The following is a 14,587-nucleotide window of genomic DNA, read 5'->3' on the forward strand; positions in this document are numbered from 1 at the left end:
CTGCAATAAAATTAATACAATTATTTTATTTAATGAACTGTGATATTATCACAATTTAATTCATAAATGTATAATTTTCTATCTATACTCATTTGCTCCCCGTTTTAGTCTAATATTCAAAGGTATTTAAAAAAATTTTGATATAAATTATTCAAGCCACTCTTTAAAAATATCTTCGAAATCTGTTAGGTCATTATATTCAAGACTGCTTGTTATGAATTGTGCAAAATTATCGAGTGCAACAATGGCATTTATACTTGCATCCTTGTTTTCAAGGTTGGCTACTTTTTCAGAAAGCGTTCTATTAATTTTAAGAATATCTTCATAAATCTGTTTCAATTTTTTCATTTCCCAATCAGGTTCACCTCCTCTTTGCATAATCATATACTGCACAAATAAATACATTCCAATAACTCGAAATTCCGTCTCTTCGATTGAAGCAAATGGAAGATGAAATCTTGTGAGTGGTTTTAATTTTGCAAGAACAGGGCATCCACTTGTAGGCATTATAATTCCAATTAAACTGCTTATTCCTTTTTGAACTGATGTTTCTTTATAATAAGTTCTTTCATCAACTTCTGCATAAATCTTAACTGTTTCGTATGAATTAGTATCACTAAAAAATTTAATTATGTTGTCAATATTTACTGCAATTGGACAATATTCATTGTGCATAGAATTGCATAAATCATTCGCACATTTAAATTGCTCGCGCTTTGCCCATTGAACAATTTCTTTTTGTTCCTTTGATATTATGTTCAATGTTTTTCTGTCAAGCAGTATCTCAAATTTCTTTTCTCTTCCATCATTAAAGACAAATGTATATACATATTTTAATGTATTTTCAGAGTTATTCATAAATTTAATCTCCTTTTTATATACCTTAAAAAATTTTTGGCAAGAATATGAGTTTTACTTCTTCAATATCATAAAATAATTTTAGATTTTCTATGATGCACAATCACTTATTTGATAAACGATACCTTATTAATTAAATTGAGAATGTAAAAAAAAGGAAGTAGTTATTGAGAGCGGTAATACCTGCAGCTGGATTTGGTACAAGATTAAAACCACACACTTATTCACTCCCAAAAGTTTTGTTAAATGTTGGTGGTAAACCAATTCTGGGTCATATTGTCGATAAGATTATCTCTGAGAACATTACCAAAGCCACTTTTATTATTGGTTACATGGGAGAAAAAATTATTGAGTATATAAATAAAAATTATAAACAATTAGAAGCAAAGTTCGTCGTACAGGAAGAACTTCTTGGCCTTGGTCATGCAATTTATATGGCATCTCCAACTTTTGATGATGATGATATTTTTATAATTCTTGGCGATACAATTTTTGATGTTAACTTAAAAAATGTTTTATTGCAAAAAGTAACATCACTTGGTGTTAAAGTTGTTGACGACCCTTCCAGATTTGGTGTTGCTGTTTGTGAAAATAATAGAATTATTAAGTTAATCGAAAAGCCGCAAACGCCCGTTTCCAATCTTGCACTTGTTGGACTTTACTACATTGCTAATTCAAAGTTGTTGAAAGAATGTTTAGATGAAATAATCAAAAAAGATATTAGAACACGAGGCGAATATCAATTAACAGATGCTTTACAGTTAATGATTGAACGCGGCGAGGTAATTACAACATTTCATGTTGAAGGATGGTATGACTGTGGTAAACCAGAAACATTATTATCAACAAATCAATTTTTACTAACAAAAAATCATTTTACTAAAACCTACAATGATGTTGTGATAAATCATCCAGTATTTATTTCCGAAAGTGCATTAATAAAAAATTCTGTTATTGGTCCATTCACAACAATTTCAGAAGATTGTATAATTACTGATTCTATTATTAAAAATTCGATTATAAGTTCAGGTGCGAAGATTGATAAAGCTATGCTGGAAAATTCAATTATTGGAAGCAATGCAATTATCAAAGGGAATTTCAAAAAATTAAATGCTGGTGATTCGTCAGAAATAGAATTTTTCTAATAAAATAGTTGAGGTTATAAATGCCATACTTATTTACATCAGAATCTGTATCAGAAGGACATCCAGATAAAATTTGTGATGCTATTTCGGATGCTGTTTTAGATTCAGTATTAAAACAAGACCCTGAAGGCAGAGTAGCATGCGAAACATTTGTTACAACTGGACTCGTTGTTGTAGGTGGAGAAATTTCTACAAATGCTTACCTGGATATAGAACATATTGTAAGAACTACTATAAGAAATATTGGTTATACAAAAGCAGAATATAAATTTGACGCGGAATCCTGCGGTGTAATTAATTCAATTCATGCTCAATCACCTGATATTGCTATGGGTGTTGATAAAGGTGGTGCAGGCGACCAAGGTTTAATGTTCGGTTATGCTTGCGACCAGACTCCAGAGTTTATGCCAATGCCAATAATCTTTGCTCATAAACTTGTTAAAAGACTTGCCGATATCAGAAAAAATTCACCAGACGAGATGCCTTATCTTAGACCTGATGCAAAATCTCAGGTAACAATTGAATTTGATGACGATAATAATCCAATTCGTGTTGATGCTATCGTGGTCTCAACACAACACGACCCAAATGTAAGTCAAAAAAGAATTAAGGAAGATGTTATAGAAAATGTAATTAAAAAAGTAATACCCGAAAATTTTCTTGACAAGAAAACAAAATTTTTTGTTAATCCAACGGGAAGATTTGAAATTGGTGGTCCACATGGTGATAGCGGTTTAACAGGGAGAAAAATTATAGTTGATACATATGGGGGCTGGGCTCCTCACGGTGGCGGTGCATTTTCTGGCAAAGACCCTTCTAAAGTTGATAGAAGTGCAACTTATGCTGCGCGTCATATCGCAAAAAACATTGTAGCTGCAGGTCTTGCTAAAGAATGTCTCGTTCAGCTTGCTTATGCAATTGGAGTAGCACAACCTGTTTCTGTTTTTATAAATACAAAAGGAACAGGTGTTATTCCTGATATTGAACTTGCAAAGATTATCAAAAAAGAAATTGATTTAACTCCACGTGGTATTATTGAAAGATTAAAACTACGCAGACCAATTTATCATAAAACTTCTGCATATGGTCACTTTGGCAGAAATGATAAAGATTTTACTTGGGAAAAATTAGACCTCGTTTCAACATTCAAAAAAATAATTCGTTAAAGGAGTATTACCATTATGGATTTCAAAGAAGGCAAATACAAAGTAAGAGATTTAAAATTAGCATCAGAAGGAAGAAAGAAAATAGAATGGGCAGAATCACGCATGCCTGTTTTAATGGCATTAAGAGAAAAATATTCTAAAACTAAACCTCTTAAAGGCTATAAAATTGCCGGATGTCTTCATGTTACAAAAGAAACTGCTGTTTTAATTGAAACATTAAAAGCTGCTGGTGCACAGGTTAGCTGGAGCGGCTGCAACCCGCTTTCTACTCAGGATGAAATTGCTGCGGCTCTGGCAAAAAATGGAATTGAAATTTATGCATGGCATGGTCAAAATGTTAAGGAGTTCTATTGGTCTATCGAACAAACACTTCGAATAAAACCAAACCTAACCTTAGATGATGGAGCCGATTTAATTTTTACTGTTCATAATAAATATCCTGATCTTGCAAAAAATATAATTGGTGGAACTGAAGAAACTACTACCGGTGTTCATAGACTACGCGCAATGGCAGCAGCAAATAAATTACTATATGCCGTCATTGCTGTAAATGATGCAGAAACCAAATGGGATTTTGATAATGTTTATGGAACAGGTCAATCATCAATAGATGGCATTTTAAGAGCTACTTCTGTTTTACTTGCAGGTAAAAATTTTGTAGTTGCGGGTTATGGTCATTGTGGACGCGGAGTTGCAATGCGGGCTGCCGGTATGGGAGCAAATGTAATCATAACAGAAGTAAAACCAACAGCTGCTCTTAAAGCTGCACTTGACGGACATCGTGTTATGCCTATGGATGAGGCTGCAAAAATTGGTGATATTTTTATTACTGCAACAGGCGTTAAAGATGTTATTACATCAAAACACTTCAAAGTTATGAAAGATGGTGCAATTGTCTGCAATACAGGCCATTACGACTGTGAAATAAATATTCCTCACCTTGAACAATTAAGTAAATCAAAAAGAACTGTTAGACCAAATAATGAAGAGTATATTTTAAAAGATGGAAGAAGAATTTATTTGCTGGCAAAGGGAAGACTTGTAAATCTCGCAGCTGCAGAAGGCCATCCATCTGAAGTAATGGATATGTCCTTTGCAAATCAATTTATGTCTCAATTAAGATTAGTTCAATACCAACAAAAAGGAATTAAATTAGAACCTCAAGTTCTTGAAATTCCCGAAGAACAAGACCAGGAAATTGCAGAGATTAAATTGAAAACGATGGGATATAAAATAGATAAGCTTACTAAAGAACAAATAAAATATATTAACGATTATAGTGCAGGAACATAATTTTTTCCAGGGTTGACTAAAAAGTAACGCTTTTTTAAGAACAGCATACAGAAAACATAGATTTTGCAATTGAAAATTACTTTTTAATCAACCCTTATTTTTCCTAAGCTCCTGAAAATGAAATATTTCCTATTTCTTTTTCGTTAAATGATTCATCCTTTTTATTCAATAATTTAAAAAGTGAATTAACCAAAATTCTAATATCAGACGGTTTGCTGAGATACATATCACAACCTGCTTCGAGTGCATTTATTCTATCCTGATGGTAAGCATAACCAGTGTAACAAAGAATTGGAATATGTGCATAAGCTGGATTGTTTTTAAGCTCTTTTGCTAATTCCAATCCATTTTTCTTTCCGCGCAAAGCAATTTCTAATATTATTAAATCGAACTTTTCTTTTTGTAAGTATGAGTAAGCCAATTCAGCCGAATCGCATGTTACAATCAGAAAAAATTTGCCCAAAAATTTTTTTAAGAATTTGCGATTATCTTCATCCCCTTCTGTTATTAAAATTTTTGGTTTTGCATTTTCTAAGATTTCCATCTTAACCCCTCCTTAAAAATAATTGTAAAAACCGAACCTCTTTTGGGCTCGCTCTTTACTGTTATATCAGCTCTATTTATATCAAGAAAATGTTTGACTAAAGCAAGTCCCAAACCTGTTCCTTCATATAGCCTTGTATATGACATACTGGCTTGAGTAAAAGGAGTAAATAATTTTTCTAAATAATCTTTTTCAATACCAATGCCTGTATCAGAAACTTCTATTACTAAATTGTGGCCTCTTCTATCCAGAGCAACTTCAACCTTTCCATATTCAGTGTATTTAATAGCATTATCCACAAGATTTATTAATGCTTGAGTTACTGAATAATGGTCAGCAGTTATTATTGCATCATTTACATTGCTCGTAATAATAAATTTTAATTTCTTCTCTTCAGCATGACTTTCAAATTCGTTTTTAATTGTCTTTAAAACAGCATTTAAATCTACTCTCTCATATCGCGGGTGATATTGATGAGTTTGAAGCTGCGACATGTTTATTAACAAATCGAAAGTTCGATATAATCTTTTGCTGTTGTTTATCATAGCTAAATAAGCATGTTTTTTTTCATCATCAATATCTTTATCATGAACAAATAAATCTGCATAGCCAATTATAACATTCAGAGGCGAACGAATCTCGTGCGATATTTGAGAAAGAAAATATTCTTTTAACTTGCGTGATTCATCAGCTCTTTCGAGAGCAATTTTTAATTCATGCTCTGTTTTCTTCAGTTCCGAAATATCTCTTCCATAAACCTGGCAAACATTTAATCTGGAAATTCCAGCAATTAAAAATTGATATTGATTACCTGCTATTGCAGATGTGCATGTAACAGTTTTATCATTTTTTATAATATCTTCAATATCATAATCTTTCATAAAAGTAAGAACAGTATCAATTTGTTCGCCAAGAAGCATTCTATGTGGAATAATTTTATGTGCAGAATTATTAGCCAAAACAATCTTACCTTTGTTATCAAAACGAATAATCGGGTCAGGTGCAAGTTCAGCAAACAGAGCCATAAGCTCTGTCTGCTGAAGTTTCAATCTTTCCTGTTCTTCAATATGTCTCCTCTGCATAGGAACAATAATATACCGCCAAAAAACATAAGAAATCGAAAGGACTACAACTATCAATATTAGAGCAAGTAAAACCGGATTATCCACGCTTAAGAGCGATACTGGTTTTATCTTCTCTAAAGATTGAAAAGAAGAGTCCAAAGGTGATTTGGAAGATAGTTGTAATAATAAAATAAGCTGTAGCATCTTCAGTATTAAATAAGATAATTAAAAATTTAGTTATTAGTGTTAATTCATAAAACAATAAAACTATATAGAAAGCATTAATAATTCTTTCATTTATTAAAAAAATTGAGAACCGCTTGAAAAATATTAAGAAAATAATCCAATGAATAATTATGAAAGTAAGTAATATTACATCCTGTCTATTAACAATATAATTTAAGAATAATGTAAATAATACAATGAATATTAATAGATTTTTATAACGTCTAACTTCGCTTTTATCTAAAATTGATAATAAATAGCAAAAGCAAAAAATTATAAAAATAAAAGAAATATACTTTGAGTTAAGTCCTACTTTTCTTAATAACAATGAAACAGGATCACTTATTGCCAAAAAGACAAAGTAAAGAAAATACTTTCTTTTATAATTTCTAATAGGTGGAAATAACCAAACTATTATACTTGTGTAAAATAATATTTTTGATAGTTCAACTATATTCATTAATCATCACAAAATGGTGGACAGGTTGTTGCCATTTCTAAAGTATTACTTGAATTACTTACAGTAAATAAAGTAGAACCTGATTCTAAGCTTGGAGTTTTCATGTTGTTCGAATTGTAATAGAGCCCTCTCAGTTCAAAATAAATTACTGGGTCGTCACTGCTGTTCAGGAATTCTTCAACTACTTCTTTACTGAACACAAAAGCTTTTTCATTGGGTTGCAATGATACATTATTTTCCAATAACAATGGCAATCGTTTACCACTAAGAATTACTGGATATTTGCCTTTAATGGAAAGCAGAATGTATTTATCAGCTTTTGCCACAGCTGCTTTAAGTAAATCTTTTTTCACAGCAATTGAAAATACAGGTTTACCGAACAATTGATTGGCTTCTTCTTTTGCAAAGATTTTGCCAATTCTTAATTGCTTATTTTGTGCTGATGCTGTTGATGAAAAAATCAACGCAACCATTAAAACTAAAAGGCAGGAACCTATTACTTTTTTCATACATACCCCCATTTTATTATGTTAATAAATAAGTAACAAAAGAGAGGAAAAGTTTTTATTAATATATTTATAATCAAGAAAAAATACACTAAAATTTTTAAAATTATTTTTGCCCTTCTGTGAATGTTATTACTCTTCTGACATTTCAAACAAATCTTCCTTCAATAATATTACCGCAATAAATGCACTTGCCGTCTTTCATTTTGTATTTCAATATTGAATGCCAATCACGAACAATTAATTCTTTTTTACAGTTGGAACAGTAAGTTGTTTGTCCATCAATATCGTGAATATTTCCTGTGTAACAATATTTTATGCCTTCACTAAGAGCAATATTTCTTGCCATTCTCAAAGTAGAAGGTGGGGTTCTTTCTTTGTCTCTCATCTTAAAATCAGGATGAAATGCGGTGAAATGTAAAGGCACGCTATCACCAAGATTCTTCAATATCCATTCACACATACTTTTAATTTCATCTGGAGAATCATTTTCCTGTGGAATTAGCAAAGTAGTAATTTCAAACCAAACATCGGTTTCATTCTTAAGCCACTTTAATGTATCGAGCACAGGTTCAAGATGTGAAAAAGTTAATTTGTGATAAAATGTTTCTGTAAATGCTTTTAAGTCAACATTAGCAGCATCAATAAATTGATAAACTTCTTTTCTTGCTTCTTTATCTATGTATCCAGCAGTAACCATAACAGTTTTAATACCTTCTTGTCTTGCGAGTTTAGAAATATCAATTACATATTCACCAAAAATTACAGGGTCATTGTATGTAAATGCAATTGAAGGGACATGATATTTTTTTGCAAGTGCAACAACATCTTCAGGTGAAGCCTCAAGTGAATTTGTGTTATCCAATTTTGCTTTGCTTATAGACCAATTTTGACAAAACTTGCAACCGAGATTACACCCTGCAGTTCCAAAACTTAAGATTTGTGTACCCGGATAAAAATGGTTAAGGGGTTTTTTCTCAATCGGGTCAATTGCAAATCCTGTTGGTCTGCCATAACCAATTGAATATAATTTCCCACCAATATTTTGTCTTATGAAACAAAAGCCTGCCTGACCTTCTCCGATAGTGCAGTAGCGGGGACATAATGTGCAAAGGATTTTATTATTTTTAGTTAATTGCCACCACTTTGCTAATTTCAAATTCTTCTTTTCTAATTTTTCAATCATATCTTCCCCTTCCTTATCAATGCTATCTGTCATTTTAACAAATCTTTTATTTATAAAAATCAAACAACAATAAATCTCATCCAGGTTCTTCTGCCTTTATCTGCCATTGGTTGACCTGCTGTAAAAATAATTACATCGCCATCTTTAATCAATTTTTTTTCTTTCAACAATTTTGTTGAATTTGTTATTGCAATTTCTTCATCATAAATTTTATCAAGAAAGAATGGTTTAATTCCCCAATGAAGATTCAATGTGTTTAGTGTTTCAAATTTATCAGAGATTGCAAACAAAGAAGCATCGGGTCTGAATTTTGATACAATACTTGCTTTAATTCCAAGATGTGTGAAGATTACAATTGCAGAAGCATTCATTTGTTCGGCTGCTTTTACCACAGCTGCTCCACTTGCATCAATCATGTTTTCAAAAATATTATCAGGAATATGATAATTAACATCTCTTCTATGCCCGGCTTCGGCTTCTGTTGTAAGCAATATTTGATTCATTACTTTTACTGCTTCAACTGGAAAATTTCCTACTGATGTTTCTCCACTTAACATAACCACATCAGTTCCATCCCAGACAGCATTAGCAATGTCAGAAACTTCTGCTCGTGTTGGAACTGGATTTTTAATCATTGATTCAAGCATTTGTGTTGCGGTAATTACAAGTTTACCAACTTCATTGCATCTTCTTATAATTTTTTTCTGAATAACCGGCACCTGTTGAACTCCAATTTCCACACCTAAATCTCCTCGAGCTATCATAATTCCATCCGAGACTTCAAGAATTTTTTCAAAATCCTTTACAGCTTCTTCTTTTTCAATTTTTGCAATCAATGGAATTTTAATCCCTTTTTCTTCGAGCCACGTTCTTAAATTTATTATGTCTTCCTGTTTTCTTACAAAAGATAATGCAATAAAATCAACACGATGTTTGAGTGCAAACTCTAAATCTTTAAAATCTTTTTCTGTAACTGAAGGTGTGCTTAATTTCATGCCAGGTAAATTCATCCCTTTTTTAGGTTTCAGGATTCCGCCTTCAATTATCCTGCACATTAAAGAATCTTTATTTTTTTCTTCCACCACTAATTTTATTAAACCATCATCAATTAAAATTGTCTCTCCAATTTGAGCATCTTCAATTAACTGCACATAACTTGTAGAAATTTTTTCTTTTGTACCAATGATATTTTGAGTTGTAATTTCAAGTAAATCACCTGATTTAACTTTTATCTCCGGCTGCGATAACTCTCCTATTCTAATTTTTGGTCCCTGAAGGTCTATTAGTATCGGGATGGGTAAAGATTTTTCAACACAAATTTCATTAATAAGATGAAATACATGTTCAAAATATTCATAATTTCCGTGTGAAAAATTAAGACGAAATCCATCAGCTCCAGCATCAATTAATGCTTCTAATTTTTCTTTTGTATCAGAAGCTGGACCAATTGTAACAAGAATTTTTGTTTTAGCAAATTGATTTTTCACTTTTTCTTTTTCCCTTCACTTGATTTGGAATTATTTTCTTTTTGATTTGAATTCGTTTTTTTTGCGGGTTCTGGTTTCAATCTTTTTTTCATAGCAATTAATTCTTTTTCAACAAGACCAAAAACGGTATTCGGTTCATGCTTGCCATTTTTTAACATTCTGCCTGCCTTTATGCCGGTTAAGATTTCAATTGCTTCATCAACAGTTGAAACTGGATAAATATGAAACTTTCCTTCTTTAACTGCATTTATAACTTCATCTTTCAACATAAGGTCTTTTACATTCTGAACTGGAATTATAACACCATGTTTTCCATTCAATCCTTTCTTTTTACATACATCAAAGAAACCTTCGATTTTTTCATTAACCCCACCAATTGGCTGAATTTCTCCTTTTTGATTTACAGAGCCCGTAATTGCAATTGATTGTTTAATTGGGATACCAGATAAAGCAGAAAGCAGGGCACAAATTTCTGTAATTGATGCGCTATCGCCGTCAATAAATCCATAACCCTGTTCGAATACAAGATTTGCATTAAACGATAGAGGAATTCTTTTGCCAAATTTTTCTCTGAAGTAACCTGAAATAATTAACACTCCTTTGTTATGTGTATTACCGCTTAAACCAGCTTCGCGTTCAACATTGATTATATTACCACTGCCAAGTGAAACAGCAGCTGTAATTCTTGATGGTCTGCCAAATGAATAAGAACCGCTTTGATAAACTACCAGTGCATTAATTGTTCCAACACGTTCACCTTCCGTATCAATTAAAATTGTTCCTTCATGAATCATTTGTGAAAGTTTAGATTCATAAAGTCCGTGTCTTTCTTTCGAAGCTTCGTAAGCCTGAACAACATGATAATCTGCTACCATTTTATCGCCATTATCACGTGCCCAGAAGTTTGCTTCTCGAACTAAATCTGCAATGTATGCAAATCTTGTGGTTAATTTATTTTTTTCACCAGCGTATCTTGCTCCATATTCAATAATTTTTGCGATTGCTGATTTATCGAACTCTAGTAGTTTTTCTGTTTGAATTAATTTTTTAATTACTCTTGCATATTCGGTTAATGCTTTGTCAGTTCGAACCATTTCATAATCAAAATCTGCTTTTATTTTGAAAATTTTATTAAAGTCGTCTTCGTATGCTGATAAGATGGAATAAATATAATTATTTCCAATAAGGATTATTTTTGTGTCAATTTGAATTGGTTCGGGTTTTAAAATACTTGGGGCAATTTGATAAAGATTCGCAAGGTCTTGAATTTCTAATTTTCCATAAAGCAGAACTCGTTTGAGAGACCGCCACACTCCTGGTTCACTTAATGCATCGAGAGCATTAATTACAAGAAAGCCTCCATTTGCTCTAAGAAGTGAACCAGCTTTAATTCTTGTAAAATCTGCATACCATCCGCCATGTCCATCGCTAATTCTTTCTATTGTTCCAAAAAGATTTGTATAAGTTGGACTTGTCTCAATTATTACAGGACATTCTTTTGTATGTGAATTATCAAGAATTATGTTTACTTCATATTCTTTTAAGTAATCTACAATAATTCCACTTTCAGTTTCTTCTCGAATGGGTTTTTGTCCTTTGAAAATATCAAGGTTCAAAATTATATTTTCACTTACCTGATCAAGATAATATCTTACTTTTTTGAATTTATATTTTTTCTTTAAATCATCTATTGTTACCTGAACTATTACTCTTACTGCTTCTGTTTCAAGCTGAATAATTTTTTCCTGAAAATCTTGTGTGAGTTTTAAGCTGTCCTTAAAAACCTGCTGTAGTTCTTCCTGATAAGAAGTGTACTTATTAAAAATTTCCTGAGCCTGGTCAGGCGATAATCTATTTTCATTTACTAAATCCTGAAGTTGAGTTACAAAAAATGGTTGATTGTCAATCACAGCTAAAATTTCTGGACGAACCATTTCACCCATTTTAACTTCGCCGAGTGTGAAATTATCTTTTCTGAGTTTATCCTCAAAACCGAGCATTATTGCTCTTTGCTGTTTGGTGTAATCAGATAAAATTTGTTTTTTCTTGCTTACAAAAGGTTCAGTTGATAAAACTTGAGGAATTCTTTCCTGCAAAAATTTAATTGCTCGATTTAAATCTCTCTTAAACTTTTTTGCCATTCCAGCAGGAAATTGAAGCAATAGCGGTCTATCTTCATCCTTAAAATTATTTACATATGCATAATCATAAAGTTGATTCTCACAATTTGGTGCAATTGACTCAAGCATTTTTTTTATTGAAGTTAATTTACCTGTGCCTGATAATCCTGTAACAAAAATATTATATCCATGACTTTTCAGCTCAACGCCAATTTTTAATGCTTTTAATGCTCGTTCTTGGCCAACAATTCCTTCAATTGGTTCTAATTTTTCCGTGCTTTCAAATTCGAAAATCTTTGGGTCGCATGTCCACTTTAATTCATCAACTTTTAGTTCACAATGTTTTGCTGCTTTTTTTAGTGTCATAATTAAATTCCTTTTTGAAGTCATTCTCTGTTCAAAAATAAAAATTAAAGTGGTGTTAATCTAATCTAAAATTAAGAATCTAATTTCAAATCGTATCTGTTCAAATAAAAAGAGATTATTAGTTTTAGAAATCATAATGAATCATATTTTTGTTTTATAACCTTATGATTGCTAAATTTGTTTGTAACAAGATAAGACTAATTGAGGATAAGATTGATTTACTGGGATGTTAATCCCGAAATTTTGAAACTTGGACCATTTACAATCAGGTGGTATGGCTTACTATTTGCGCTTGGATTTCTTGTAGGCTATCAAATTATGTCATTCATTTTCAAAAGAGAAAATAGAAAAGAAGCTGATTTAAATGATTTGCTCTGGTATATGATTTTAGGAACTGTTATAGGTGCAAGATTAGGACATTGTTTATTTTATAATCCAGCTTATTACTTATCTAACCCATTAGAAATTCTGCAGGTCTGGAAAGGTGGATTAGCAAGTCACGGCGGTGCAATTGGAATTCTAATCGCAATTTATTACTTCGTAAAAAAGAAAAATCAATATTCATATTTATGGCTGCTTGATAGAATTGCAATCCCAGCAGCACTCGGAGGTTCATTTATTCGACTTGGAAATCTTTTCAATTCCGAAATTATTGGTAAACCAACAAATGCTTCGTGGGGATTTATTTTTACAGCCGTCGATAATGTCCCGCGCTATCCTGCACAACTTTTTGAATCAATTGCATATTTATTAATATTTATTTTTCTCCTGACTTACTATTACCGTTCGAATGCCAAATTTAAAAATGGCTTTTTATTAGGAATATTCCTTATTCTTGTTTTCACATTTAGATTCTTTGTTGAATTCATAAAAGAAGACCAAACTTACTTCGAACAATACCTTCCACTTAATATGGGACAACTTTTAAGTATTCCATTCATCATTGCAGGTTTTTATCTTTTATTTCGTAAAGACAAAAAATCCATTGTAATCAAATAACAACCAGAAAGAAATCTCATGAATAATAAATTATTTTTTACAGCAATATCATTAGTCTTTATTCTATCAATTGAATTTAGTATTCAAAAAATAAATAGTAATGGAAATTATGACCCAACGAAAGATTCTTTAAGATACGAAGGGGAGATTCATTTAAGAAATATTCGTCAACTTACTTTTGGTGGAAATAATGCAGAAGCTTACTGGAGCTTTGATAACAGAAAGTTAATATTTCAAAGTGATTGGTATAAAATTAATTCTCTGGGTTGTGACCAGATTTTTATAATGAATTCTGACGGAAGTCCATTAGAAAATCAAAACAAATATAAATTAGTTTCTACAGGAAAGGGGAGAACAACCTGCAGCTTCTTTTTACCTGATGGCAGAATAATTTATTCTTCAACACATGCTGCAGATGAAAAATGTCCTGAATCAAAAATGTTTTCAAATGGGAGATATGTATGGCCACTTTACAAGACTTATGATATTTATATTGCAAATTCAGATGGTTCGGAACCAAAAATTTTAATTGGAGGTGATGGCTACGATGCAGAAGCTACAGTTTCACCTGATGGGAAATATATTGTATTTACTTCAACAAGATCCGGCGACCTTGAACTATGGCGGTATGAAATTTCGACAGGCAAATTATTGCAACTTACAAAAACACTTGGATACGACGGTGGTGCATTTTTTTCGAGGGATTCTAAGCATAATGTTTAATAATTAATAAAAGAAGTGCAACCTATTTTGAACAAAACAATAACCGATTTATGCATCGCCATCAGTAACACTCTCCCACCTACATCCTTGAAACGGCAAGCGGTCAAAAAATTCTTTTCCGTTACCCCCTTGATTTTTATTGACTTTGTTTAAAAAATTACCTATACTTTAATAGGTAATAATAAGTTTGTTTACTATAATTAGTGTATTAAAATAGTTTGTGAAAGACAAGGAAAGAATATGGCAAGCAAAATTAGTGATAATATTCGTAAATTAAGACAGAAAAAGGGTATATCTCAAGATCGCCTTTCCAAGGAAGCAGATTTGGCTTTAAATACTATTGTTAAAATTGAAACCGGCGAAAATCCAAATCCTACCGTAGAAACTTTAGAAAAAATCGCCAAGGCTCTTGGCGTCTCCGTCGCTGATTTATTTAAGGATTAAA

13 protein-coding genes are annotated in these 14,587 nt (G+C 31.7%); 6 read left to right on the forward strand and 7 right to left on the reverse strand.

Features of this window, described 5'->3' with window-relative positions; translation table 11 throughout:
- Positions 1-147: 147 nt before the first annotated feature.
- The gene (locus tag VJY32_RS05565; protein WP_353676907.1) at positions 148-858 is read right to left on the reverse strand and encodes a DUF6901 family protein; all 711 of its coding nucleotides are present in this window, start codon (positions 856-858) and stop codon (positions 148-150) included.
- A gap of 167 nt (positions 859-1,025) precedes the next feature.
- Here VJY32_RS05565 and VJY32_RS05570 point away from each other — a divergent pair, with 167 nt between their 5' ends.
- From VJY32_RS05570 to VJY32_RS05580, 3 genes are read left to right on the forward strand one after another with little or no spacing between them, the layout of a single operon-like run.
- Positions 1,026-2,003: a sugar phosphate nucleotidyltransferase gene (locus VJY32_RS05570; protein ID WP_353676908.1), complete on the forward strand. Its 978-nt coding sequence runs from the start codon at positions 1,026-1,028 to the stop codon at positions 2,001-2,003.
- Between the two features lie 20 nt (positions 2,004-2,023).
- Complete coding sequence (gene metK / locus VJY32_RS05575) at positions 2,024-3,169, forward strand: methionine adenosyltransferase (protein WP_353676909.1); 1,146 nt, start codon at positions 2,024-2,026, stop codon at positions 3,167-3,169.
- Positions 3,170-3,184: 15 nt separating this feature from the next.
- Positions 3,185-4,462 carry an adenosylhomocysteinase gene (locus tag VJY32_RS05580; RefSeq protein ID WP_353676910.1) on the forward strand — a complete coding sequence of 426 codons (1,278 nt, stop codon included), beginning with the start codon at positions 3,185-3,187 and terminating at the stop codon, positions 4,460-4,462.
- Between the two features lie 103 nt (positions 4,463-4,565).
- Here the strand turns inward: VJY32_RS05580 and VJY32_RS05585 are convergent, their stop codons facing one another.
- The 6 genes from VJY32_RS05585 to VJY32_RS05610 all read right to left on the reverse strand — a co-directional run bounded on the left by VJY32_RS05585 (position 4,566) and on the right by VJY32_RS05610 (position 12,420).
- Entirely contained in the window at positions 4,566-5,006 is a 441-nt protein-coding gene (locus tag VJY32_RS05585) for a response regulator (protein WP_353676911.1), read from the reverse strand.
- Positions 4,994-6,088 (reverse strand): sensor histidine kinase, encoded by a 1,095-nt coding sequence (locus tag VJY32_RS05590; protein ID WP_353676912.1) that lies wholly within the window; start codon positions 6,086-6,088, stop codon positions 4,994-4,996. The genes VJY32_RS05585 and VJY32_RS05590 overlap by 13 nt, the downstream gene beginning before the upstream one ends.
- A gap of 666 nt (positions 6,089-6,754) precedes the next feature.
- On the reverse strand, positions 6,755-7,264 hold the full coding sequence (locus VJY32_RS05595; RefSeq protein WP_353676913.1) for a hypothetical protein: 510 nt from the start codon (positions 7,262-7,264) through the stop codon (positions 6,755-6,757).
- Positions 7,265-7,409: 145 nt separating this feature from the next.
- Positions 7,410-8,447 (reverse strand): AmmeMemoRadiSam system radical SAM enzyme, encoded by a 1,038-nt coding sequence (gene amrS / locus VJY32_RS05600; RefSeq protein ID WP_434968530.1) that lies wholly within the window; start codon positions 8,445-8,447, stop codon positions 7,410-7,412.
- 59 nt (positions 8,448-8,506) lie between these two features.
- Positions 8,507-9,934 carry a pyruvate kinase gene (gene pyk / locus VJY32_RS05605; RefSeq protein WP_353676915.1) on the reverse strand — a complete coding sequence of 476 codons (1,428 nt, stop codon included), beginning with the start codon at positions 9,932-9,934 and terminating at the stop codon, positions 8,507-8,509.
- On the reverse strand, positions 9,931-12,420 hold the full coding sequence (locus VJY32_RS05610; protein ID WP_353676916.1) for a Lon protease family protein: 2,490 nt from the start codon (positions 12,418-12,420) through the stop codon (positions 9,931-9,933). Before VJY32_RS05610 ends, pyk begins: the two co-directional genes overlap by 4 nt.
- 213 nt (positions 12,421-12,633) lie before the next feature.
- Between VJY32_RS05610 and lgt the strand changes: the two genes are divergently transcribed.
- The 3 genes from lgt to VJY32_RS05625 all read left to right on the forward strand — a co-directional run bounded on the left by lgt (position 12,634) and on the right by VJY32_RS05625 (position 14,586).
- Positions 12,634-13,419: a prolipoprotein diacylglyceryl transferase gene (lgt, locus tag VJY32_RS05615; protein WP_353676917.1), complete on the forward strand. Its 786-nt coding sequence runs from the start codon at positions 12,634-12,636 to the stop codon at positions 13,417-13,419.
- An 18-nt stretch (positions 13,420-13,437) separates the two neighbouring features.
- On the forward strand, positions 13,438-14,142 hold the full coding sequence (locus tag VJY32_RS05620) for a TolB family protein (RefSeq protein WP_353676918.1): 705 nt from the start codon (positions 13,438-13,440) through the stop codon (positions 14,140-14,142).
- 240 nt (positions 14,143-14,382) lie between these two features.
- Entirely contained in the window at positions 14,383-14,586 is a 204-nt protein-coding gene (locus VJY32_RS05625) for a helix-turn-helix domain-containing protein (protein WP_353676919.1), read from the forward strand.
- The last annotated feature ends 1 nt before the right edge of the window (position 14,587 follow it).

This window comes from Rosettibacter primus (assembly GCF_036860675.1).
GTDB classification, from domain to species: Bacteria; Bacteroidota; Ignavibacteria; order Ignavibacteriales; family Melioribacteraceae; genus Rosettibacter; species Rosettibacter primus.

Bases quoted from the DNA above. Each gene is read 5' to 3' on its own strand.
- VJY32_RS05565 (WP_353676907.1), bottom strand. From the start codon at position 858: ATGAATAACTCTGAAAATACATTAAAATATGTATATACATTTGTCTTT.
- metK (WP_353676909.1), top strand. From the start codon at position 2,024: ATGCCATACTTATTTACATCAGAATCTGTATCAGAAGGACATCCAGAT.
- VJY32_RS05580 (WP_353676910.1), top strand. From the start codon at position 3,185: ATGGATTTCAAAGAAGGCAAATACAAAGTAAGAGATTTAAAATTAGCA.
- VJY32_RS05585 (WP_353676911.1), bottom strand. From the start codon at position 5,006: ATGGAAATCTTAGAAAATGCAAAACCAAAAATTTTAATAACAGAAGGG.
- VJY32_RS05590 (WP_353676912.1), bottom strand. From the start codon at position 6,088: ATGCAGAGGAGACATATTGAAGAACAGGAAAGATTGAAACTTCAGCAG.
- VJY32_RS05595 (WP_353676913.1), bottom strand. From the start codon at position 7,264: ATGAAAAAAGTAATAGGTTCCTGCCTTTTAGTTTTAATGGTTGCGTTG.
- amrS (WP_434968530.1), bottom strand. From the start codon at position 8,447: ATGATTGAAAAATTAGAAAAGAAGAATTTGAAATTAGCAAAGTGGTGG.
- VJY32_RS05610 (WP_353676916.1), bottom strand. From the start codon at position 12,420: ATGACACTAAAAAAAGCAGCAAAACATTGTGAACTAAAAGTTGATGAA.
- VJY32_RS05620 (WP_353676918.1), top strand. From the start codon at position 13,438: ATGAATAATAAATTATTTTTTACAGCAATATCATTAGTCTTTATTCTA.
- VJY32_RS05625 (WP_353676919.1), top strand. From the start codon at position 14,383: ATGGCAAGCAAAATTAGTGATAATATTCGTAAATTAAGACAGAAAAAG.